The sequence below is a fragment of the Halomonas sp. ND22Bw genome, assembly GCF_003011945.1.
GTDB classification, from domain to species: domain Bacteria; phylum Pseudomonadota; class Gammaproteobacteria; order Pseudomonadales; family Halomonadaceae; genus Halomonas; species Halomonas halophila.
On sequence record NZ_PXWD01000005.1, the window covers coordinates 178,550 to 200,539 of the forward strand.

Genomic DNA, 21,990 nt, shown 5'->3' on the forward strand with positions numbered 1-21,990 from the left:
TTCTTGTAGGCCGCCAGTCTGGTTCAGCTTGCCGCGGGCGAGGCGGCAACCGCCACGTCGTCTTGCGTCGAGTCACGATCGCCCGGCGCGAAGCGCAGCAGCCGCAGGGCGTTGAGCGTGACCAGCACGGTGGCGCCGGTGTCGGCCAGGATCGCCAGCCACAGCCCGGTGATGCCGAGCACGGTGGTGACCAGGAACAGCCCCTTCAGCCCCAGGGCGATGGCGATGTTCTGGCGGATGTTGGCCATGGTCGCCCGCGCCAGCCGGATCAGTGCCGCCGCGTCGCCCACCCGGTTGCGCAGCAGCGCGCCGTCGGCGGTCTCCAGCGCCACGTCGGTGCCCGAGCCCATGGCCACGCCCACCTGGGCGCTGGCCAGCGCCGGAGCGTCGTTGATGCCGTCACCGATCATCATCGTCCGCTCATGGCCGGCGAGCTCACGGATCGCCTCGACCTTGCCCTCCGGCATAAGCCCGGCGCGACGCTCGATCCCGAGGCGCCCGGCGATGGCCGCGGCGGTGCGATCGTTGTCGCCGGTCAGCATCACCGAGCGCACGCCCAGCGCCGACAGCGCCTGCACGCCGGCCTCGGCATCGGGCCGCGGCTCGTCGCGCAGAGCGATGGCCCCCAGCGCCACGCCGTCCTCGACCGCCACGATCACCGTCTTGCCCTCGGCCTCGAGGGCCTCGAGTCGCTCAGCCATGCCCTCGGCCAGCGTGCCGCGTTCGGCCGCGTGGCGCGGCGCGCCGACGAAGGCCCGACGGCCCTCGATCAGCGCCTCGACGCCCTGGCCGGGCACCGCCCGCGCCTCGGTGACGATCGAGGGCCCGACGCCGAGCGAGGCCGCGTGCTCGAGCACCGCCCGCGCCAGCGGATGGCTGGCGTCTCGCTCGAGGCTCGCCGCCAGGGCGAGCACGTCTTGCGCGGCGACGTCGACGCCTGCCGGCACCACGTCGGTCACTCGCGGCCGTCCCTCGGTCAGGGTGCCGGTCTTGTCGAAGGCCACCGCCTCGGTGCGGGCCGCGGCTTCCATCACCGCGCCGCCCTTGAGCAACAGCCCGTGCCGGGCGCCGCTGGACAGCGACGAGGCGATCGACGCCGGCACCGAGATCACCAGCGCGCAGGGGCATCCGATCAGCAGCAGCGCCAGGGCGCGATAGGTCCACTCGCCCCAGTCGCCGCCCAACGCCAGCGGCGGCACCACGGCCACCAGCACCGCCAGGCCGACCACCGCCGGCATATAGACACGGCTGAAGCGGTCGATGAAGCGCTCGGTGGGCGCCCGCGCCTCCTGAGCCTCTTCCACCAGCCGGATGATGCGCGCGATGGTGTTGTCCTGCTGCGGCCGGGACACCCGCAGCCGCAGCACCGCATCGTGATTGATCGAGCCGGCGAAGACCTCGTCACCCTCGCCTCGAGCCCGCGGCACCGACTCGCCGGTCACCGGCGACTCGTCGATCGACGAGCGGCCTTCGAGAATGGTGGCATCGGCGGGGATCCGGTCACCCGGCCGCACCACCACCACCTGTCCGACCGCCAGCCGAGACGCCTCCACGGTGTGGATCTCGCCGTCGGCGGCCTCGCGCCTCGCTTCCCTGGGCACCAGGTCGGACAGCGCACGGATGCCCGAGCGGGCCCGGTCGGTGGCCACGCTCTCGAGGATCTCGCCGATCGCGAACAGCAGCACCACCATGGCCGCCTCCTCGGCGGCGCCGATGATCAGCGCGCCACCGGCGGCGAGGGTCATCAGCATCTCGATGGTGAACGGCATGCCGAGCCGCGCCGCACTCACCGCACGGCGAGCGACCGGCGCCAGTCCGATCAGGCAGGCCGCCAGGAAAGCCCAGTGGGCCACCTCCGTTCCGACGGTGAAGCGCAGCAGCGTGGCCACGCCGAGCGCCGCCCCGGTGGCCAGCACCTGGCGCCCCTTGGCGGTGGCATGCCAGCGCCGGGGCGAGGCGTCATCACCCCGACGGAAATGATCGGCATGATCGCGACCGGCACAGCAGCCGGCGCCCGAAGGCGCCTCGGCATCGTCCTGCGCCGACTGTCGCCGAACGCCATAGCCCAGCCGTTCGACCAGCGACTCCACGTCCTCGGGCGCCGTGCGGCCGGTATCCAGATCGAGGGCCAGCGAGCCCTGCATGACCGAGACCTGCACGTCACCCACGCCATCCAGACGCTCCAGCGCGCCGCGGATCTTGCCGGCACAGCTCGGACAGTCCATGCCGTCCACGCGCCACTGGTGTCGCTGGTGTGCATCCTTTGCGGCGTCTTGCGCCATCCTGACCTCCTCGGGAGCCCGACATCGGAACATGGCATCAGCCTATAGCCTCTAGCCGCTATAGACTCAAGCGGTGATGATGCCGGGCACGACACCGTCAGCATGGACAGCTGGCACGCGGCCTGCATGCTTAAGGAAACCCCCAACGAGAGGCGATCGCCATGCCGGCACCTTCCCTTTCGACGCCACTTGGCGCCGAGGCCTTCCATGAGCGCGCCCATCGCCACCTGACGATGCTCTACGGCCCCCGCGCCGACGAGGTGCTGCGCCGGCTGTTCACCCTGCTGGCGCATCAGGCCCCCATGACGCCCCCGGATGGTGAGGCACCGCCCGCCCGGCCGCTGTGGAGTGAACGCGACCAGTGGCTGATCGCCTATGGCGACAGCCTGGTCGACGGCGAGCAGCCACCGCTCGACGTCCTCGACGACTTCGTCGCCGGCCGCCTCGGAGAGACCTTCAGCGGCGTGCACCTGCTACCCTTCTTCCCCTGGAGCAGCGACGATGGCTTCTCGGTCATCCACTACCGCGAGGTCGATCCCAAACTCGGCGACTGGCCCCAGGTCCGCCGCCTTTCCCGTCGCTTCGATCTGGGGGTCGACCTGGTGCTCAACCACGTCTCACGGGAATCGCTGTGGTTCGCCGACTATCTCGGCGGCAACCAGCCCGGCCGCGACTACTTCATCGAGATGGATCCCGAGACCGACCTCTCGGCGGTGGTACGACCGCGCAGCTCGCCGCTGCTGGTCAAGGTGCCGACCCGCCGCGGGCCCCGTCACCTGTGGGCGACCTTCTCCGAGGATCAGATCGACCTGAACTTCGCCAACCCCGACGTGCTGCTGGAGTTCGTCGGTATCCTGCTGTTCTACCTCTGCCAGGGCGCGCGAGTGATCCGACTGGATGCCATCGCCTACCTGTGGAAGGAGGTCGGCACCTCCTGCATCCACCTGCCGGAGACCCACGAGGTCGTGCGGCTGCTGCGCGCCATCGCCGATCACGTGGCGCCGGGCACGCTGATCCTCACCGAGACCAACGTGCCGCACCGCGAGAACATCAGCTACTTCGGTCTTGAGAGGCTCGAAAAGGACGGCACGCCGCCGGACGAGGCGCATCTGGTCTATCAGTTTCCGCTGCCGCCGCTGCTGCTGCACACCTTCACCAGTGGCGAGGCCGGCACCCTGGCGGCCTGGCTGCGCAGCCTGCCCGCACTGCCCCCGGGCTGCAGCTTCCTCAACTTCACCGCCAGCCACGACGGCATCGGCGTGCGCCCGCTGGAGGGCTGGCTGCCCCACCACGAGGTCGAGGCGCTGCTCGAGCTGATGCACCGCTTCGGCGGCTTCGTCAGCATGCGCACCAAGGACGATGGCGAGGACTCGCCCTACGAGATCAACATCACCTGGTTCGACGCCATGAAGGGCACGAGACGCGGCGCGGACCCCTGGCAGATGCCCCGCTTCCTGTGCAGCCAGCAGCTGATGCTCGGCCTCAAGGGCATCCCGGCACTGTATCTGCACGCGCTGACCGGCACCCTCAACGACATCGAAGGCATGGAACGCAGCGGCCGGCTGCGCTCGATCAATCGCCACCGCTGGGACCGTGGTGCCCTGGAGCGGCTGCTCGACAGCCCGCACACCTCGACCCACCAGGCCTTCACGGCGCTGACGCGGCTGCTCGAGGTCCGCTGTGACGAGCCCTGCTTCCACCCGGATGTGCCACAACGGGTGATCGAGACGCCGTCGGCGCTGCTGGTCGTCGAGCGCGGCCCGCTCGACGATGGGCGCCGCCTGCTGGCGATCCACAACGTCACCGACCGCCCCCAGCCACTGGCGCTGGAGCCCCTGAACGAAGGCGACTGGCACGACCGGATCGGCGGCGGGACCTGGCAGGACGACGACACCCTCCCGCCCTACGGCGCCCTGTGGCTGGTGAGCCAGCCGTAAGCTGGAAGCCAGCATTGGCCCCGCCATCACGGGATCAAGGCTTTTCTTCAAGCGTCCAGCTTCCCCGGGCTCAGCCCGGGGCGTTATCGGCTTCCACCACCTCGGCCATGCGCGGCAGCAGGTCGGGAATGGCCGCCCGCACCCGGTTCCAGCTGGGGATGAAGGGGCGCTCGCCGGGATTGTCGAGGAACACGCCGCCGGCCTCGAGCAGGTTGGTGGCGAACAGCTCCACCGCCCGCTCCTCGCTGTGGCGGTCCAGGCTCAGGCCGTTCATCCGCGCGTCGTGATCGTAGGCCTCGATCAGGTCCAGCGCCATGCGATAGTAGGTGGCCTTGAGGGTGCGGAAGCCCTCGGCGCTGAAGGTCACCCCCTGGGTCGCCAGCTTGCGATAGAGCGCCTTGGCGATGTCCAGACTCATGCGGTTGAGCCCGCCGGAGGCGTCCTCCTCGGAGACCGGCTGATGCTTGTGATCGTAGCTGTCGGCGAGATCCACCTGACACAGCCGCCGGGTGGTGTAGTGTCGATGGACCTCGGAAAGCACGCCGATCTCCAGGCCCCAGTCGGCGGGAATGCGGATGCCATCGAGCACCTCGGTGCGCATGGCGAACTCGCCGGACAGCGGATAGCGGAAACAGTCCAGGTACTCGAGGTACGGCAGCGGCCCGAACATCTGCTTGAGTGCGCGCAGCAGCGGCGTGACCATCAGCCGCGAGACCCGACCGTTGAGCCGCCCGTCGGCGATGCGAGGGTAGTAGCCCTTGCAGAACTCGTAGTTGAAGTAGGGATGCGCGACCGGATAGAACAGCCGCGCCAGCATGCCGCGGTCGTAGGTGAGGATGTCGCAGTCGTGCAGCGCCACCGCCTCGCTGCGCCCGGAAGCCTGTACGTAGCCGGCGCAGTACCAGACGTTGCGCCCCTTTCCCGGCTGCTGGGGCGCGAGGCCCTGCACTTCCAGCTCGGCGTCCAGTGCGCGCAGGCCCGGGCCGTCGTTCCACAGGATGCGATGACGCTGGGGCAGCCGCGAGAAGAACGCGCGGGCCCGGTCGAACTGGTCGCGATCGGCCCGGTCGAGGCCGATCACGATCTCGGCCAGATAGGGCACCCTGGCCAGCTCGTCGACGATATTCGCCAGCGCCGGCCCCTCCAGCTCGGAATACAGCGACGGCAGGATCAGGCTCATCGGGCGCTGTGCCGCGAAGCGCACCAGATCGTCCTCGAGGGCTTCGACCGGTCGCCGGGTGAGGTTGTGAAAGTCGGTGATGATGCCGTTCTGATGGAAATCGCTCATGGGCTGACGTTCTCCGCATCGTTGTCATCGTTGCCGGAGGCCATCGGCATCGGTGCGATCCGACGTTCGCCTTGCCCCCACCAGTGCTCCACCCCCTCGACCCAGCCGCTCGGGCCGCTTTCCCGGCTGCGGTAGAGCGCGGGCTGATGCGGCGATACCTGCAACCCGTGGCGGCCGCGAATCACCACCGCCTGGTCCACCGCCTCGAGCATGGCGATGTCGTTGGGCCCGTCGCCCAGCGCCAGGGTCAAGGGGCGCACGCCGCGCAGAGCTTCGTAGCGCTCGGTGAGCCAGTTCACCGCCTGCCCCTTGTCCGATTCCCCGGTGGCGTGCCAGAAGCGCCCACCCCGAACCAGGCGCAGGCCGTCGCCGGCGAGTCCTGCGCGGAAGGCCTCGAGGCGATCATCGTCGTCGTGCCAGATCAGCGGCTCGCTGCCCTCGCGCATCCGTGCCAGGCGCGCCTGCGCCTCATCGAGGCCGGTGAAGGCGACCAGATCGTCCAGCGGGATCTCGCTCATCGGCGTGAAGCGAACGTCCAGGCGCTCCCGCCACACGGCGAGACGCTGGCGAATGAAGCCGATATCGACGCCCAGCGTCCTGATCACCAGCCCGTCGGGGCCCGGCGATCGCTCCAGGCGGGCATGGCACCAGGCGGCAGGCAGCCCCACCACCGCGCCGTTCTCGGCCACGAAGGGCGTGTTCGTGAGGGTCAGGGTCTGACGCAGGGTCAGCAGCTCGCTACGAGTCTTGCTGGTTACCGGGATCACCGGCACGCCGTCCTCGCGCAGCCGGTCCAGCCACCCGGCGGCCGGCGACCAGTCATAGGTCTCGTGATCGAGCAGCGAGCCGTCCAGATCGGTGAAGAGCAGCCGCGCCCCGGGGAGCCCGTGGCGGGAGGAAGAAGCGGTCATGGCAGCACCTTTGGTGACCTCGTTCGCCAAGGCCTTGCAGGTAACGTGCCAGACTGGCCGCGGGCAGCGCGGTGGCGGGGCCGGCCCGTGGCGCGACGCCCGGAGCGAACGACGGGCTTGCACCACGAGATGGCGGCCGCCTCAGGATAGGGCAGTGGCTCGCGCCATCAGGTGTCATCGTGCCGTGTGTGGCCTCCGCCACGCAGGCCATGACGCAACACGCCCTCGCCATGGGCGAGGGCGTGCGCGGGAAGCGTCGGGACAGGGAGCACCGCTCCAGGTCGTCAGAAGTGGTAGGTGGCGCCCAGGCTCACGGCATCGAAGTCGTAGTGCGATTCGTCCAGATAGCGCATGTAGTCGGCACCCAGCGAGAGGTTCGGCATCAGCGCATAGCTGGCACCGCCGCCGTAGGACACGCCGCTCTCGGACTCCGCGCCGTCGAACTCCACCTCGGTGGCGCCCAGCAGGCCGTAGAGCTTGAAGCGTGGGGTGATCGGCAGCATGCCCTTGGCATAGCCACCCGCGAGGTAATCCAGCTCCAGGCCACCGTCCGAGCCGCCGGTACCCAGATGCCCTTCCAGGGCGAAGTAGTCGTTGAAGGCGACACCGGCGCGCAGGCGCAGGCCAGTGCTATCGCGATCGCCGGCAGGGCCGTCAGGATCGAGTTCCCAGAACAGGGCATCACCGCCCACGTAGGGGCTCGGCTGATAGGTCATCGGGCTCTGGGCCTGAGCGTTGGCGGCGGCCACGAGGCAGGCCGCGGCGACGGGCATCAGCAAGGTCTTCATGAGGCTTTCTCCAGTTAGGAAACATTGTTTCCCTGCGCAGCGACCATTCTGGTACAAAGCGCTCCGCGATGCCATCACCTGCGGCGAGCGACCCCGAAATCGCGCCCGGCGCCCCTCCCCTGGCCTGAAGCCGGGATAGGGAATATCCTCTTAACGTGCAAGACGCCCTCCCTGCCTGGAGGTAGCGTGCCATAACATGGAGACAGCAATGGCCGGTTTACTGCCCGATGTCGACCCCGATGGACTGCTCGAGTACTCGGTGGTCTACACGGATCGTTCCCTCAACCACATGTCGCAGTGCTTCCAGCAGGTGATGCGCGATATCTCCACGTCACTGAAGCGGGTCTATCGTGCGCATTCGACGGTCATCGTCCCCGGCAGCGGCACCTACGGCATGGAAGCGGTCGCCCGCCAGTTCGCGACTGATCGACGCTGCCTGGTCATCCGCAACGGCTGGTTCAGCTATCGCTGGCACCAGATCCTGGAGCGCGGCAACATTCCCTCGGACCTCTATGTCCGCAAGGCCCGCCGCCTCGATGACGACGACCCGACGTCGCCGTTCACCCCGCCGCCCATCGAGGAGGTGCTCGAGGCGATCCAGGACCAGCAGCCCGACCTGGTGTTCGCGCCCCACGTGGAGACCTCGTCCGGCATCAAGCTGCCCGACGAGTACATCCGTCGGCTCTCCGAGGCCATCCACGACCAGAACGGCCTGCTGGTGCTCGACTGCATCGCCTCCGGCACCGACTGGATCGACATGCAGGACACCGGCGTCGACATCCTGATCAGCGCGCCCCAGAAGGGCTGGAGCGGCTCGCCCTGCTGCGCCATGGTGATGATGTCGCGCCTGGCCCGGGACATCATCGAGGAGACCGAGAGCTCGAGCTTCGCCTGCGATCTCAAGAAGTGGCTGTCGATCATGGAGACCTACGAGAACGGCGGCCACGCCTATCATGCCACCCTGCCCACCGACGCCCTGCGCACCCTGCGCGACGCCGTGGCCGAGGCGGAGGACTATGGCCTGGAGAAACTCCAGGACGAGCAGCTCGAACTCGGTCGACGGGCCCGGGAACTGCTCGCCCAGCATGGTTTCCAGAGCGTCGCCGCGCCCGGTTTCGAGGCCCCCGGCGTGATCGTGAGCTACACCAGCGACCCGGACCTGGCCGTCAAGTTCGCCGCCGGCGGCCTGCAGGTGGCCACCGGCGTGCCGCTGATGTGCAACGAGGGCGACGACTTCCGCACCTTCCGCATCGGTCTGTTCGGCTTCGACAAGCTGCACGCCCTCGACCGCACCCTGGCAACCCTCGACCAGGCCATGACTCGCATCGAGGCCACCGACGAGTAGTCCGTCCGGGGCCTGTCCCCGGTATCGAGGCGACAACGCCGGAACCGGCAACGAACAGGGCGGCCCACGGGCCGCCCTGTTCGTTCCTTCTTCTGGCTGGAGTCACGACATGTCCGAGGCTGGCAGGATCAGCCACCGATCAGCGACAGGATGATGCGCTCGCCATAGCCCCACAGCAGCACGGTGATGCCGAGCAGCGCCTCCAGCACCAGCACCCCGATGGCCAGGGTCACGCTGGAGACGATGAAGCCTTCCTCGCTGTCGATGCCGAGGAAGGACGGGATGCCGATATAGAGCAGATAGGCGGTATAGCAGAGCCCGATGACGCCGGCGAGCATGCACAGCCAGATCAACGGATAGACCGCCACGATGCCGCTGACGAACATCGGCGTCGCCACGTAGCCGGCGAACACGATGCACTGGCTCTGGCTCGGCGGCCGAGTGAAGCGCTTGGCCATGTAGCGGATCACCTTGCCGACCGCATAGACCGCCGCCAGGATCACCAGGTAGAAAACGATCCCGGCGCCCAGCGCGTCCAGATAGCCAAGTTGGATGGTCGTGCCCCCACCGAGACTCCACCCGACCTGGGTGGTGCCGATGTAGGAACAGACGACGGGGATGGCTGCCAGCAGCAGCACGTGGTGCTCGTAGAGGTGGGTGAGCGTCTCGCGCTCTTCCTTGATCTGCTGCCACTCGCGCTTCGGGTGGGCGAGGATGCCCCAGGCATGTGTCAACATGGCACTCCCTCCTGCCGGGGACGGGCCGGGGTGGCCCGCCACACGATGTGTCTTCACCGGCAAGTATAGGCAGAGACCCGGGGGGGCTCGCCAACGGAAGCGTATCAGCCCAGGGCCGCCATCAACGGTGTGGCCGGCAGCAGGCTGGATTCCACCGACATCATCACGCTCAGCGCGGTGATGGTGAGGATGGAGAAGCCGAACACGCGCTTCGCCCACCGCTCGGCGTTGGTGGTCCAGTAGCCCTGCATGGCCAGGTACAGCCAGTAGACGCCCATCACCAGTGCCACGGCGAAATAGCCGGGCCCGGCATAGCCCGCCACGCTCAACGCCAGGGAGGCGAAGAGGAAGGCCACGATGTAGCCGAGGATGTAGTGCTTGGCGGTGCTGATGCCACGCACCACGGGCAGCACGGGAATCTTCGCGGCCTCGTAGTCCTTGAAGCGGAAGATGGCGATGGCGTAGGAGTGCGGCATCTGCCAGATGCAGAAGATCACCAGCAGCGTCAGCGCGCCGGCGTCGAACTCGCCTGACACCGCACAGTAGCCCACCACCGGCGGCATGGCGCCGGAGAAGCTGCCCACCAGGGTGCCGTACTCGGAGCGGCGCTTCAGCCACAGGCTGTAGGCACCGACGTAGATGGCGAAGCCGAAGGCCGCCAGACCCACGGTCACGGCATTGGTGAACGCCGCCAGCAGACCGAAGCCCGCGAACCCGAGCAGGGTCGCGAAGCGCAGCGTTTCGGCGACCGACAGCCGCCCCTGTACCAGGGGCCGGCTGCGGGTGCGCTCCATCACCGCATCGATATCACGATCGATGACGTTGTTGTAGGCGCACCCGGACGCGATCACCAGGGACAACCCTGCCAGCGTGGCCAGCAGCAGCCAGGGATCGATCTGGCCCTGGGCGGCCAGGAAGAAGCCGCCCAGTACCGAGATGGCGTTACCGCCGATGATCCCTGGCTTGGTCAGCGCCAGATAGTCCCGACGCCGCGAGGAGGTCGCCATTACCCGATCATCATGTTCAGGTGAAGGTTGTACATGATCCATAGGGAACCTCCAATGACCAGGACCAGGATCGCCACGGTGAAGACGAAGGAGGTGAAGTTCCACCCCTCATCGGTCTTCGTGCTCATGTGCATGAACAGGATCAGCTGCACGAGCACCTGGGCCACGGCGGTGGCCACGATGATCAGCAGTGTAGCCGAGGTCGAGAGCGAGCCGGTCATCACCACCCCGAACGGGATGATGGTCAGCACGATGGACAGGATCAGCCCGATCACATAGGACTTGACACTGCCGTGGCTATGCTCGGCATGGGAAGCTTGACCGCTCATATCACAGGACTCCCATCAGGTAGACGAAGGAGAAGACGCAGATCCAGACGATGTCCAGGAAGTGCCAGAACAGGCTCAGGCACATGATCCGCGGACGCGTCATCTCGGTCAGCCCCTTCTGCTGCAGCTGGACCAGCATCACCAGGATCCAGATCAGGCCGAAGGTCACGTGCAGGCCGTGGGTGCCGACCAGGGTGAAGAAGGCCGACAGGAAGCCGCTGCGATCCGGGCCGTAGCCGAGGTGGATCAGGTGCTGGAACTCATAGATTTCCAGGCCGATGAAGCCCGCGCCCAGCAGGAAGGTCACGGCGAGCCATGCCTTCACCTTGTTCACCTGATCGGCGTTCATCGCCAGCACCGCCATGCCATAGGTGAAACTACTCACCAGCAGCAGGAAGGTGCTGATCAGGATCAGCGGCAGGTCGACGATCTCTGCGGGGGTCGGCCCACCGGCCGTGCCCCGGAGGAGCACGGCGTAGGTGGCGAACAACGACCCGAAGATGATCAGGTCGCTCATCAGGTAGACCCAGAAACCGAAGACCTTGGTGCCTGCGGCGTCGTGGTGATCATGCTCGTGAGCATGATCGCCGTGGTTGCTCAGGGTATCAGTAGACATTTAGGCCTGCCCCCCTACCTGGGATGCATAGGATGAAGACTGCCGAACGTCACGCTCGACGCGCTGACGATGCTCGCGCTCGATGCGCTCGACTTCCGCAGCGGGCACGTAGTAGTCCACGTCCTCGCGGAAGACCCGCGCCAGGAAGACCACGAACATGCCGATGCCGCTGGCGATGGCCAGCCACCAGATGTGCCAGACCAGGGCGAAACCGAAGGCGGTCGACAGCAGACCCAGTACCGGACCTTCCCAGGTGTTCTTGGGCATGTGGATGTCCTGGTACGGCGCCTCGGACAGCGGCTGCTTGCCACCGTTGCGCTCTTTCTTCGTCCAGTAGTCGTCGACGCCCTCGATCTCCGGCAGGTGTGCGAAGTTGTAGAACGGCGCCGGCGAGGAGGTCGCCCATTCGAGGGTGCGCGCATCCCAGGGATCGCCGGTGACGTCCTGGTTCTGCTTGCGATCGCGGATGCTGACGTAGAACTGGATCAGCGTGCAGGCGATACCGGCGGCGATGATCAACGCACCGACCCAGGCCACGATCATCAGCGGCTGCCAGTCACCGTTCTCGTAGGACTGCATGCGACGCACGGCACCGAAGAAGCTCAGCACGTACAGCGGCACGAAGGCCATGTAGAAGCCGACCAGCCAGCACCAGAAGGAACGCTTGCCCCACTTCTCGTTGAGGGTGAAGCCGAAGGCCTTCGGGAACCAGTAGGTCAGGCCCGCCAGCATGCCGAACACCACGCCGCCGATGATGACGTTGTGGAAGTGGGCGATGACGAACAGGCTGTTGTGCAGCACGAAGTTGGCCGCCGGAATGGACAGCATCACACCGGTCATGCCACCCAGGGAGAAGGTGATGATGAAGCCCAGGGTCCACAGCACCGGCGAGGTGAACTCGATCCGGCCGCGGTACATGGTGAACAGCCAGTTGAAGATCTTCACGCCGGTGGGGATGGCGATGATCATCGTCATGATGCCGAAGAAGGCATTGACGTTGGCGCCCGCGCCCATGGTGAAGAAGTGGTGCAGCCAGACGATGAACGACAGCACGGTGATGGCGACGGTCGCCCACACCATGGTGCCGTAGCCGAACAGACGCTTGCGTGCGAAGGTCGCGATGACCTCGGAGAACACGCCGAAGGCCGGCAGGATCAGGATGTACACCTCAGGATGGCCCCAGGCCCAGATGAGGTTGACGTACATCATCATGTTGCCACCGAGATCGGTGGTGAAGAAGTTCATCCCCAGGTAACGATCCAGCGTCAGCAGCGCGATGGTGGCGGTCAGGATCGGGAACGAGGCGATGATCAGGACGTTCGCGCACAGCGAGGTCCAGGTGAAGATGGGCATGCGGAACAGGGTCATGCCCTTGGTGCGCATCTTCAGGATGGTGACGAAGAAGTTGATGCCGGTCAGGGTCGTGCCGATACCGGATATCTGCAACGCCCAGATCCAGTAATCCACGCCGACGCCGGGACTGTAGTCGAGCCCCGATAGTGGCGCATACGCCAGCCAGCCGGTCTTGGCGAACTCACCGGCGAACAGCGAGACGTTGACCAGGATCACGCCCGCCGCGAACAGCCAGAAGCTCAGGTTGTTCAGGAACGGGAAGGCCACGTCGCGCGCGCCGATCTGCAGCGGCACCACCAGGTTCATCAGGCCGATGACCATGGGCATGGCGACGAAGAAGATCATGATCACGCCGTGGGCAGTGAAGATCTGGTCATAGTGCGAGGGCGGCAGGAAGCCCTCGGCCCCGGCCGACGCCATCGCCAGCTGGGAGCGCATCATGATCGCATCGGCGAAGCCGCGCAGCAGCATCACCAGCGCCACGATGAAGTACATGATGCCGAGCTTCTTGTGGTCGACGGAGGTGACCCACTCGTTCCACAGATAGCCCCACTTCTTGAAGTAGGTGATGGCGGCCACCAGCGCGAGCCCACCCAGGACGATACCGGTAATGGTCGTCATGATGATGGGATCGTGCGTCGGGATCGCCTCTAGGCTGAGTTTTCCGAACATGATTTACTCCGCTGCCTCCGCGCTCATGGGCGTGCCGTGAGACTCGGCCGAATCGCCGTGATCGTCGCCATGACCAGCGCCGTGACCGCCGTGACCGAAGCCATCGGCGTAGCTGTCGGCGTACTGGGCCATGCGCTGCTCGTGATCGCCGCCGGCATGGAAGCTCTTGATGATGCTCTCGTAGAGAGAGGGGGATACCTCGGAGAAATACTGGATCTCGTTGTCCTCGGAAGGCGCAGCGAGTTCGTTGTATTCCGCCGGGTAGGTCAGGGACTCGGACGACTCGCGGACCTTGGCCACCCAGGCCTCGAAGTCTTCCTGGGAGCCCACATGGGCGTCGAAGGTCATGCCGGAGAAGCCCGCACCGCTGTAGTTGGTGGAGCGACCGGGATAGACGCCCGGCTCATCGGCGACCAGGTGCACGTCGTTGTCCATGCCGGCCATGGCATAGATCTGACTGCCCAGACGCGGGATGAAGAAGGCGTTCATGACCGAGCCGGAAGACACGCGGAAGCGGACCGGCGTATCCGCGGGGAAGGCCAGCTCGTTGACGGTGGCGATGCCCTGCTCGGGATAGATGAACAGCCATTTCCAGTCCAGCGATACCGCCTGGATCTCGATCGGCTCTTGCTGCTCTGCGGTCGGCTCGATGGGCTTGTGCGGGTCAAGGCTGTGCGAGGTGTACCAGGTCAGCACGGCCAGGAACACGATGATCACACAGGGGATGAACCACACGACCGCCTCGATCAGATTGGAATGGTGCCAATCCGGGCGGTAGGAGGCTTCGCGGTTACTGCGGCGATAGCGCCAGGCGAAGAGCAGCGTCATCACGATCACGGGAATGACCACGATCTGCATCAGACCGAAGGACGTGAGGATCAGGGTTCGCTGTTCTTCCCCGATCTGGCCCTTGGGGTCCAGCAGCGCCGAGCTGCACCCTGCCAGCACCAGGGGCAACACCGCCAGCAGCAAGACTCCGAGCTTGCGCAGGGGGGGAGTTCGATTCATGTTTCGACCTCGTCAGGCTTGGCGACAGGATAAATCCTGCTGACTTGTAGCAAGCACGCTACACAAAACCGAGACCTGTCCTGCGCCGGTTGACCCATGACCGCAGCAAAGGCTAACCATCGTGGAAAGGGCTCGGCTCACTCATGGCCAAACCCCCGCGAACGCCGCTATGGGGCGCGCGAGAAAGGGTCCGGCCGCGGGGAACGTATTGTGTAGTAAACGAGGAAAGGAGGAAAGGGACGATTTGCCGCAGCGTGTCGCACCGGCGATGACGCCGGCGCGGAAGGGAACGTTCGGGTCGCCGTCAGAGCAACCGCTGTAGAATCAATGGCCTCAGTAGCCGCCCATGCCCCGGGGCATGAAGCCGATGTGGTTCTCCACCGAGCGGGCGCCGGGCGCGTTCTCCGCCGCCACCTGCACGGCGAGACGCTGCTCCTGGCTGTCGACCAGCCCCCACAGCTGAATCTCACCCTCGCTGACGATGATGTTGAGGCGCTCGACCATCACCCCGGTATGACGCTCCACCTCCTGGAGAATCGCATCGCGGATCTCGCGATCTTCGACGCTCGCCGCGGCACGGGGTTCCGCCACCGAGAAACCGCGCAGCAGATTGGCCCGGCTGACGATGCCCACCAGCCTGCCATCGCGCACCACCGGCACCCGCTTGATGCGATGCTTCTCGAGCAGCCGCGCGATCTCGTGAACCGGCTTGTCCTCATCGATGGTGACCGGTTCGCGGGTCATGATCTCGTGGGCCAGGCGGCCATGGGTCTTGACGTACTCGCCGGGGTCGTTGACCTCGAACATGCGCAGCCACCAGGCCTTGTCGCGCCGCTCGTCTTCCGCGCGGCGAATCAGGTCGCCCTCGCTGACGATGCCCAGCACCCGCTCGTCCTCGTCGACCACCGGCACGGCGCTGATGCCGTGCTCCAGCAGCAGGCTGGCAATCTCGCGCACCTCGCTGTTCGGCGACACGGTGATCACGTGTGGGGTCATGACATCTGCGGCGCGCATGGCAACTCCTCCGAGGCGATGAGAGTGAATGCGAGGACGCTCCCCGCCCCCTCAACATAGCAACTTCCCGCCACTCGTCCTTGACCACGAGCAAGTCTCGAGACGCTCTCAGTCGCCGTCGCCCGCTTCCTCGGCGATCACCTGATCCACCTCCTCGAGTCCGGCGAAGCGCGCCGGGCGCACCATGCCCTGCTTGCTGGCATCCACCACCAGCACCCTGCGCTGGGCGGTGGCGATCGCCGCCTGCTTGGGCGCCACCTCGTGGAAGTGGAAGCAGCTCAGCCCCTGGCGCTCGTCCACGCCGGCCGCGGTCAGGAACGCCTTGTTGATCCCGAAGCCCCGGATCGTCTCGCTCATGTCGTCGCTGGAGAACGAGCGCGACGAGGCATGATAGACCCCACCCAGCAGCCACAACCGCACCCCGGGGCGCTTGCTGACCGCCTCGGCGATGTTCAGCGCATAGGTCACCACCGTCAGCGACATGTCGTCGGGCAGGCTGGCCGCCAGCGGCGCAAGGGTCGTGCCGCAGTCGATGAACAGGGTGTCTCCCTCTTCCAGCGTGGCCAGCGCCCGCTCGCACAGCCGCCGCTTGGCCTCGGCGTTGCGGTCGCGCTGCACGGCCAGGTCGTAGACCGGGGCATGACGCGGGTCGCCGGCCAGCATCAGATGGCCGCCGATCAGCGCCAGGCTGCCGTCGGACCCCGCCAGGTCGCGTCGAATCGTCATCTCCGACACCCCGCACAGGGCCGCCGCCTCGGCCAGACGCAGGCTGCCACCCTGCCCCAGCGCATGCTGCAGGCGCATCAGCCGCCCTTCACTTCGTTCGTTCAACGTGTCCCTCTCCTGGTGCTGTCCACATCCCTCGAGGCGGCCGGCGCCGCACTCGTGCTCCGCGTTGACGCCACCCTCCTTCGCAGGGTTGCGGCGCCAAATGTGATTAAAATAACATTGTCATGTTACTCAAATAACAAGCTCGCCGCTCGCCATCCCGTTCGCCCCTCACGACCGGGCTCATGATCTCCCCGTCGACGTGAGCGACGGCTGGCCGCGTGCCAGGCACCTCACCCGACAACAACCATCATCGACAACGTTCAGAGAAGCCATCCCCATGCCGATTTCCCTCGCCCCCTGCCACCGCGTCTCACTGGCCGGCCTGCTGCTGGGCGCCACCGCCCTGCCCGCCGCCGCCTCCGACAACGCCTCGGCCTTCACCCCCCAGTGGTCGTTCGCCAACGCCTCGATCAACTACCTCGACTGGTCCGACGGCACCGAGGCACGCACCGCGAGCAACGCCGCCAAGGGCGACTTCTTCTACCTCGAGCTCGAAGGCGGCGTCGGCTTCGACTGGGGCGAGTTCTACGGCTTCTACGATTTCGAGAACCCGCAGAACGACATGTCCGAGGAAGACGGCCGCGACAACCGCCGCAGCGCCGCCAAGGTCACCTCGCACATCTACCTCGGCGATACCCCCTTCTCGCTGTACTTCCACGTCTACGATTTCCGCGACTACGGCTTCGACAGCGAGGAGCAGGACCGCATCGCCGGCCTCGGCTATCGCCACACCTTCGCCAACGGCCTGTGGTTCAAGCCGTTCATCGGCAAGGCCTGGGTCGAGAGCGACGGCAACAGCTACAGCGGCGAGAACGGCTACATGGCCGGCTGGGTGCTAGGCTACGACTTCGAGGCCTTCGGCGAGGCCTTCAGCCTGACCAACTGGCACGAGCAGACCTTCGAGCGCGACGACGAGTACCTGCGCAGGAACTACGTCAACGGCCCGGCCAGCGAAGTGGGCACCAACGGCGCCGTGGCGCTGTGGTGGCACCCCATCGAGGAGATCACCACCGGCGTGCAGTACCGCTACGCGAACAACAAGCTGGGCACCGCCGGCGACTATCAGAACGCGATGATCTATACCGTCAAGGTCAACTTCCTGTAACCTCCCGCGCCTCGTGACCCATCGCCGGCCCCGAGGCGCGACCCGTGCGCCTCGGCCATCAACCACAAGGACATCCCCATGACCTTGCTCATGAGCCTGATCGGCATGCTGACGCTGATCGCCATCGCCGTGCTCTTCTCCAGCAATCGCCGCGCGATCCGCCTGCGCACCGTGGGCGGCGCTTTCGCCATCCAGGCCGGCATCGGCGCCTTCGTGCTCTACGTCCCGGCCGGTCAGGCGGTGCTCGCCACCGTCTCGGATGCCGTCAGCCAGGTGGTACTCTACGCCAACGACGGCATCGACTTCGTGTTCGGCGGCCTGGCCAACGCCGAGGCCTCCGGCTTCATCTTCGCGGTCAAGGTGCTGCCGGTCATCATCTTCTTCTCCTCGCTGACCGCGGTGCTTTACTACCTCGGCATCATGCAGTGGATCATCCGCCTGCTCGGCGGCGCCCTGCAGAAGGCGCTCGGCACCTCGCGCACCGAATCGCTCTCGGCCACCGCCAATATCTTCGTCGGCCAGACCGAAGCGCCGCTGGTGGTGCGCCCCTTCATCGCCAGGATGACCCAGTCGCAGCTGTTCGCGGTGATGTGCGGCGGCCTGGCCTCGGTGGCCGGCTCGGTGCTGGCCGGCTATGCCGCCCTGGGCATTCCCATGGAATACCTGGTCGCCGCCTCCTTCATGGCCGCCCCCGGCGGGCTGCTGTTCGCCAAGCTGCTGCTGCCCGAGACCGAGACCCCGGAAGACAGCGTCTCCGCCGCCGAGGAACGCCTCGACGAGGAAGAGAACCATCCCACCAACGTGCTGGATGCCGCCGCCTCGGGCGCCAGCTCCGGCCTGATGCTGGCGGCCAACGTCGGCGCCATGCTGCTCGCCTTCATCGGCCTGATCGCACTGGTCAACGGCATCCTGGGCGGCATCGGCGGCTGGTTCGGCATGGAGTCGCTGAGTCTCGAGCTGCTGCTCGGCTGGCTGTTCTCGCCGCTGGCCTTCCTGCTCGGCGTGCCCTGGTCCGAAGCCACCCTGGCCGGCTCCTTCATCGGCCAGAAGCTGGTGGTCAACGAGTTCGTCGCCTACATCAACCTCGCCCCCTACCTGGACGGCGAGCAGATGGTCGCCGCCACCGGCGAGGCGCTCTCCGACCATTCCGCGGCGATCCTGTCCTTCGCCCTGTGTGGCTTCGCCAACCTGTCGTCGATCGCCATCCTGCTCGGCGGCCTCGGCAGCATCGCCCCCAGCCGGCGCCACGACATCGCGCGCCTGGGCATCAAGGCCGTCCTGGCGGGTACCCTTTCCAACCTGATGTCCGCTACCCTTGCCGGCTTCTTCATCGCCCTCGGGGCATGAACCGGCGACACCGCGGCCTGTCGGGCGCGGTGTCATTCTTCTCAACAGGCCCCTTTGCTACAGGACCACGACATGACCGATCTGCAACGCGTTGCCCGCCAGGCCCTGCCGCTGCTCGACCTCACCAGCCTCAACGACGACGACACCGATGCCAGCGTCGAAGGCCTGTGCCAGCGCGCCAAGACGCCGATGGGCAACCCGGCGGCGATCTGCATCTACCCGCAGCTCATCGTCCCGGCCCGCCGCGCGCTGACCGCCCACCGCCTGAACGACAGCGTCAAGATCGCCACCGTCACCAACTTCCCCGACGGCGGCGACGACGTCATGCGCGCCGCCCGCGCCACCCGCGAGGCCGTGGCCTCCGGCGCCGACGAGGTCGATGTGGTCTTCCCCTACCGCGCGCTGATGGCCGGCGACGAAGGCGTCTGCCAGGACCTGGTCGAGATGAGCAAGGCCGCCTGCGGCGACGCCACCCTCAAGGTGATCCTCGAGACCGGCGAACTGAAGGACCCGGCACTGATCCGCCGCGCCGCCGAGCTGGCCATCGAGGGCGGCGCCGACTTCCTCAAGACGTCCACCGGCAAGGTCGACGTCAACGCCACCCTGGAAGCCGCCGAGATCCTGCTCGAGGCGATCCGCGACAGCGGCCGCGACATCGGCTTCAAGGCCGCCGGCGGCGTGCGCACCACCGAGGATGCCGCGGCCTACCTGCAGCTCGCCGAGCGTATCATGGGCGCCGGCTGGATCTCTCCGGCCCACTTCCGCTTCGGCGCCTCCGGCCTGCTCGACGACCTGCTGATGAACCTCGGCGCCTTCGACGCCCCGGCCGCCGACGGCGACGAGGACGACTACTGATGCTTCCCCAGGAAGCCATTCGCACCAAGCGCGACGGGCGGCCGCTGCCGCCCGACGCCATCCGCGAGCTGGTTTCCGGCATCGCCGACGGCCGCCTGTCGGACGCCCAGGTCGGCGCCCTGGCCATGGCCATCACTCTGCAGGGCATGGACGACGCCGAGACGGTGGCGCTCACCGAGGCCACCCGCGACTCCGGCGAGGTGCTCGACTGGGCCGGGCTCGACCTGCCCGGCCCGGTGCTCGACAAGCACTCCACCGGCGGGGTGGGCGATCTGGTCTCGCTGGTGCTCGGCCCCTGGGTCGCCGCCTGCGGCGGCCACGTGCCGATGATCTCCGGTCGCGGCCTCGGCCACACCGGCGGCACCCTCGACAAGCTCGAGGCGATCCCCGGCTACTCGGTCACCCCGGACACCGCCACCTTCCGCCGCCTGGTGAAGGACGCGGGCGTGGCGATCATCGGCCAGACCGGCAGCCTGGCACCGGCCGACAAGCGCCTCTACGCGGTGCGCGACGTCACCGCCACCGTGGAATCGCTGCCGCTGATCGTGGCCTCGATCCTGGGCAAGAAGCTCGCCTGCGGCCTCGACGCCCTGGTGATGGACGTCAAGGTCGGCAGCGGCGCCTTCATGCCCACGCCGGAAGCCTCCCGCGAGCTGGCCGAGGCCATCGCCACGGTGGCCAGTCGCGCCGGCACGCCGACCACCGCGCTGCTGACCGACATGAGCCAGCCGCTGGCGCCCTGCGCCGGCAACGCCGTGGAGGTGCGCGAGGCGCTGGCGGTGCTGACCGGCCAGCGCCGGGACGGCCGCCTGCTCGAGGTCACCCGCACCCTGGCCGCGGAGATGCTGCTGGCCGGGGGCCTGGCCGCCGACCGCGACGCGGCGTTCACCCGGCTCGACGACCGGCTGGCCTGCGGCGCCGCCGCCGAGCGCTTCGCGCGCATGGTGGCCGGCCTCGGCGGCCCCAGCGACCTGCTCGAGCGCGCCGACGCCCACCTGCCCGCCGCGCCGGTGGTGCGCGAGGTCCGCGCCGCGCGCGCGGGCCATCTCGGCGCCATCGACACCCGCGCCGTGGGCATGGCGGTGGTCGAGCTCGGCGGCGGACGCCGTCATCCGGCGGACGCCATCGACCCGGCAGTCGGCCTGACCGACATCGCCGAACTGGGCACGGCCGTCGCCGCCGGCCAGCCGCTGGCACGTATCCACGCCCGCCGCGAGGCCGACGCCGAACGCGCCGAGGCCCGGCTGCGCGACGCCCTCACGCTGAGCGACGCGCCCTGCCCCGCGCCACCACTGATTCAGGACACCATCCGCCGGGAGGCCCCATGACCCGTGCCATCGTGCTCGTTCTCGATTCCTTCGGCCTCGGCGCCACTCCGGACGCCGAGGCCTTCGGCGACGCCGGCGCCGACACCCTGGGCCATATCGCCCGGGAATGCGCCGACGCGACCTCCCGCGGCCCGCTCGCGCTGCCGAACCTCGGCCGGCTGGGGCTGTTCCACGCCCACCACGAGAGCACCGGCGCCTGGGCCGCCGGCGTCACCCCGCCGCAGCGCGTCGACGGCGCCTACGGCGTGGCCAGGGAAATCTCCTCCGGCAAGGACACGCCCTCCGGCCACTGGGAGATCGCCGGCGTGCCGGTGCGCTTCGAGTGGGGCTACTTCAGCGAGCGCGAGCACAGCTTCCCGCCCGAGCTGCTCGAGGCGCTGGTGCGCGAGGCCGGCCTGCCCGGCGTGATCGGCGACTGCCACGCCTCCGGCACCGAGATCATCGCCCGGCTCGGCGAGGAGCACGTCGCCAGCGGCAAGCCGATCGTCTACACCTCGGCGGACTCGGTATTCCAGATCGCCGCCCACGAGGACGTCTTCGGCCTCGAGCGCCTCTATGCGCTGTGCGAGATCGCCCGCCGGCTGCTCGAGCCCTACAACATCGGCCGGGTCATCGCCCGCCCCTTCACGGGCGAGAGCGCCGACGACTTCGCCCGCACCGCCAACCGCCGCGACTACAGCGTCGAGCCGCCCGCGCCCACGGTGCTGCAGAAGCTGCACGACGACGGCGGCAGCGTGGTGGCGATCGGCAAGATCGCCGACATCTACGCCCACTGCGGCATCTCGCGCACCATCAAGGCCAGCGGCCACGACGCCCTGTTCGACGCCACCCTGGAGGCGATGGCCGAGGCCGGCGACCGCTCGCTGATCATGACCAACTTCGTCGACTTCGACATGGTCTACGGCCACCGCCGCGACGTGGCCGGCTACGCCGCCGCCCTGGAGGCCTTCGACGCCCGCCTGCCCGAACTGCTGGCGCGCCTCGGGGACGACGACCTGCTGATCCTCACCGCCGACCACGGCTGCGATCCGACCTGGCCCGGCAGCGACCACACCCGCGAGCACATACCGGTGCTGGCCAGCGGCGCCGGCCTGGCGCCCGGCTCGCTGGGCATCCGCGAGAGCTTCGCCGACATCGGCCAGAGCCTGGCCACGCACCTCGGTTTGGCGCCCATGGACGACGGCACGAGCTTTCTTCCGGCCCCCAAAGCCCAGGCACGTTAAGCCCCGGTCCGACA

Annotated in this window: 19 protein-coding genes; 7 read left to right on the plus strand and 12 right to left on the minus strand. The window is 67.7% G+C overall.

Translation table 11 applies throughout. The features are described 5' to 3' along the window. Positions 1 to 23: 23 nt before the first annotated feature. Positions 24 to 2,282: a heavy metal translocating P-type ATPase gene (locus tag CVH10_RS09005; RefSeq protein ID WP_106488440.1), complete on the minus strand. Its 2,259-nt coding sequence runs from the start codon at positions 2,280 to 2,282 to the stop codon at positions 24 to 26. Positions 2,283 to 2,443: 161 nt separating this feature from the next. Here CVH10_RS09005 and CVH10_RS09010 point away from each other — a divergent pair, with 161 nt between their 5' ends. Further along, positions 2,444 to 4,219, plus strand: coding sequence for a sugar phosphorylase (locus CVH10_RS09010; RefSeq protein ID WP_106488441.1), 1,776 nt, complete (start codon positions 2,444 to 2,446; stop codon positions 4,217 to 4,219). 70 nt (positions 4,220 to 4,289) lie between these two features. Here CVH10_RS09010 and CVH10_RS09015 read toward each other — a convergent pair whose 3' ends face one another. The 3 genes from CVH10_RS09015 to CVH10_RS09025 form a co-directional block, all read right to left on the minus strand. Further along, positions 4,290 to 5,507, minus strand: coding sequence for a glycosyl transferase (locus CVH10_RS09015; RefSeq protein ID WP_035599475.1), 1,218 nt, complete (start codon positions 5,505 to 5,507; stop codon positions 4,290 to 4,292). Further along, the gene (locus tag CVH10_RS09020) at positions 5,504 to 6,418 is read right to left on the minus strand and encodes a mannosyl-3-phosphoglycerate phosphatase (RefSeq protein WP_106488442.1); all 915 of its coding nucleotides are present in this window, start codon (positions 6,416 to 6,418) and stop codon (positions 5,504 to 5,506) included. The genes CVH10_RS09015 and CVH10_RS09020 overlap by 4 nt, the downstream gene beginning before the upstream one ends. A gap of 284 nt (positions 6,419 to 6,702) precedes the next feature. After that, positions 6,703 to 7,206 carry a porin family protein gene (locus CVH10_RS09025; RefSeq protein WP_035599470.1) on the minus strand — a complete coding sequence of 168 codons (504 nt, stop codon included), beginning with the start codon at positions 7,204 to 7,206 and terminating at the stop codon, positions 6,703 to 6,705. Positions 7,207 to 7,414: 208 nt separating this feature from the next. Here CVH10_RS09025 and CVH10_RS09030 point away from each other — a divergent pair, with 208 nt between their 5' ends. Next, positions 7,415 to 8,551 (plus strand): aminotransferase class V-fold PLP-dependent enzyme, encoded by a 1,137-nt coding sequence (locus CVH10_RS09030; RefSeq protein ID WP_035599468.1) that lies wholly within the window; start codon positions 7,415 to 7,417, stop codon positions 8,549 to 8,551. 128 nt (positions 8,552 to 8,679) lie between these two features. Here CVH10_RS09030 and CVH10_RS09035 read toward each other — a convergent pair whose 3' ends face one another. The 8 genes from CVH10_RS09035 to CVH10_RS09070 all read right to left on the minus strand — a co-directional run bounded on the left by CVH10_RS09035 (position 8,680) and on the right by CVH10_RS09070 (position 16,118). After that, entirely contained in the window at positions 8,680 to 9,288 is a 609-nt protein-coding gene (locus tag CVH10_RS09035) for a Yip1 family protein (protein ID WP_081945899.1), read from the minus strand. A gap of 104 nt (positions 9,289 to 9,392) precedes the next feature. Further along, entirely contained in the window at positions 9,393 to 10,295 is a 903-nt protein-coding gene (gene cyoE / locus CVH10_RS09040) for a heme o synthase (protein ID WP_369335759.1), read from the minus strand. Then, positions 10,295 to 10,624 (minus strand): cytochrome o ubiquinol oxidase subunit IV, encoded by a 330-nt coding sequence (cyoD, locus tag CVH10_RS09045; protein ID WP_035599463.1) that lies wholly within the window; start codon positions 10,622 to 10,624, stop codon positions 10,295 to 10,297. Before cyoD ends, cyoE begins: the two co-directional genes overlap by 1 nt. A 1-nt stretch (position 10,625) precedes the next feature. Then, a complete protein-coding gene (locus tag CVH10_RS09050) occupies positions 10,626 to 11,240 on the minus strand; it encodes a cytochrome o ubiquinol oxidase subunit III (RefSeq protein WP_035599461.1) in 615 nt (204 codons plus the stop codon). Beyond that, positions 11,241 to 13,265 (minus strand): cytochrome o ubiquinol oxidase subunit I, encoded by a 2,025-nt coding sequence (gene cyoB, locus CVH10_RS09055; protein WP_035599459.1) that lies wholly within the window; start codon positions 13,263 to 13,265, stop codon positions 11,241 to 11,243. It abuts the gene before it with no gap. A 3-nt stretch (positions 13,266 to 13,268) separates the two neighbouring features. Then, entirely contained in the window at positions 13,269 to 14,273 is a 1,005-nt protein-coding gene (gene cyoA, locus CVH10_RS09060; RefSeq protein WP_035599457.1) for a ubiquinol oxidase subunit II, read from the minus strand. 333 nt (positions 14,274 to 14,606) lie between these two features. Next, positions 14,607 to 15,287: a CBS domain-containing protein gene (locus CVH10_RS09065; RefSeq protein WP_035599455.1), complete on the minus strand. Its 681-nt coding sequence runs from the start codon at positions 15,285 to 15,287 to the stop codon at positions 14,607 to 14,609. Between the two features lie 108 nt (positions 15,288 to 15,395). Beyond that, positions 15,396 to 16,118, minus strand: a complete 723-nt coding sequence (locus tag CVH10_RS09070) for a DeoR family transcriptional regulator (RefSeq protein ID WP_046079929.1) — start codon at positions 16,116 to 16,118, stop codon at positions 15,396 to 15,398. A 277-nt stretch (positions 16,119 to 16,395) separates the two neighbouring features. Between CVH10_RS09070 and CVH10_RS09075 the strand changes: the two genes are divergently transcribed. The 5 genes from CVH10_RS09075 (at position 16,396) to CVH10_RS09095 (ending at position 21,976) form a co-directional block, all read left to right on the plus strand. Further along, complete coding sequence (locus CVH10_RS09075) at positions 16,396 to 17,223, plus strand: outer membrane protein OmpK (protein ID WP_106488444.1); 828 nt, start codon at positions 16,396 to 16,398, stop codon at positions 17,221 to 17,223. Between the two features lie 78 nt (positions 17,224 to 17,301). After that, positions 17,302 to 18,570, plus strand: coding sequence for a NupC/NupG family nucleoside CNT transporter (locus CVH10_RS09080; RefSeq protein WP_035599452.1), 1,269 nt, complete (start codon positions 17,302 to 17,304; stop codon positions 18,568 to 18,570). A 72-nt stretch (positions 18,571 to 18,642) separates the two neighbouring features. Next, positions 18,643 to 19,425: a deoxyribose-phosphate aldolase gene (gene deoC / locus CVH10_RS09085; protein WP_106488445.1), complete on the plus strand. Its 783-nt coding sequence runs from the start codon at positions 18,643 to 18,645 to the stop codon at positions 19,423 to 19,425. Next, positions 19,425 to 20,753: a thymidine phosphorylase gene (deoA, locus tag CVH10_RS09090; protein WP_106488446.1), complete on the plus strand. Its 1,329-nt coding sequence runs from the start codon at positions 19,425 to 19,427 to the stop codon at positions 20,751 to 20,753. Before deoC ends, deoA begins: the two co-directional genes overlap by 1 nt. Further along, positions 20,750 to 21,976: a phosphopentomutase gene (locus tag CVH10_RS09095; RefSeq protein ID WP_106488447.1), complete on the plus strand. Its 1,227-nt coding sequence runs from the start codon at positions 20,750 to 20,752 to the stop codon at positions 21,974 to 21,976. Before deoA ends, CVH10_RS09095 begins: the two co-directional genes overlap by 4 nt. Positions 21,977 to 21,990 lie beyond the last annotated feature (14 nt).

Coding starts and splice junctions, on each gene's coding strand:
- cyoE (WP_369335759.1), bottom strand. CDS start 10,295: ATGGCGACCTCCTCGCGGCGTCGGGACTATCTGGCGCTGACCAAGCCA.
- CVH10_RS09030 (WP_035599468.1), top strand. CDS start 7,415: ATGGCCGGTTTACTGCCCGATGTCGACCCCGATGGACTGCTCGAGTAC.
- CVH10_RS09005 (WP_106488440.1), bottom strand. CDS start 2,282: ATGGCGCAAGACGCCGCAAAGGATGCACACCAGCGACACCAGTGGCGC.
- CVH10_RS09095 (WP_106488447.1), top strand. CDS start 20,750: ATGACCCGTGCCATCGTGCTCGTTCTCGATTCCTTCGGCCTCGGCGCC.
- CVH10_RS09050 (WP_035599461.1), bottom strand. CDS start 11,240: ATGTCTACTGATACCCTGAGCAACCACGGCGATCATGCTCACGAGCAT.
- cyoA (WP_035599457.1), bottom strand. CDS start 14,273: ATGAATCGAACTCCCCCCCTGCGCAAGCTCGGAGTCTTGCTGCTGGCG.
- deoC (WP_106488445.1), top strand. CDS start 18,643: ATGACCGATCTGCAACGCGTTGCCCGCCAGGCCCTGCCGCTGCTCGAC.
- CVH10_RS09075 (WP_106488444.1), top strand. CDS start 16,396: ATGCCGATTTCCCTCGCCCCCTGCCACCGCGTCTCACTGGCCGGCCTG.
- cyoB (WP_035599459.1), bottom strand. CDS start 13,265: ATGTTCGGAAAACTCAGCCTAGAGGCGATCCCGACGCACGATCCCATC.
- CVH10_RS09015 (WP_035599475.1), bottom strand. CDS start 5,507: ATGAGCGATTTCCATCAGAACGGCATCATCACCGACTTTCACAACCTC.
- CVH10_RS09010 (WP_106488441.1), top strand. CDS start 2,444: ATGCCGGCACCTTCCCTTTCGACGCCACTTGGCGCCGAGGCCTTCCAT.
- cyoD (WP_035599463.1), bottom strand. CDS start 10,624: ATGAGCGGTCAAGCTTCCCATGCCGAGCATAGCCACGGCAGTGTCAAG.
- CVH10_RS09065 (WP_035599455.1), bottom strand. CDS start 15,287: ATGCGCGCCGCAGATGTCATGACCCCACACGTGATCACCGTGTCGCCG.
- CVH10_RS09080 (WP_035599452.1), top strand. CDS start 17,302: ATGACCTTGCTCATGAGCCTGATCGGCATGCTGACGCTGATCGCCATC.
- deoA (WP_106488446.1), top strand. CDS start 19,425: ATGCTTCCCCAGGAAGCCATTCGCACCAAGCGCGACGGGCGGCCGCTG.
- CVH10_RS09020 (WP_106488442.1), bottom strand. CDS start 6,418: ATGACCGCTTCTTCCTCCCGCCACGGGCTCCCCGGGGCGCGGCTGCTC.
- CVH10_RS09035 (WP_081945899.1), bottom strand. CDS start 9,288: ATGTTGACACATGCCTGGGGCATCCTCGCCCACCCGAAGCGCGAGTGG.
- CVH10_RS09025 (WP_035599470.1), bottom strand. CDS start 7,206: ATGAAGACCTTGCTGATGCCCGTCGCCGCGGCCTGCCTCGTGGCCGCC.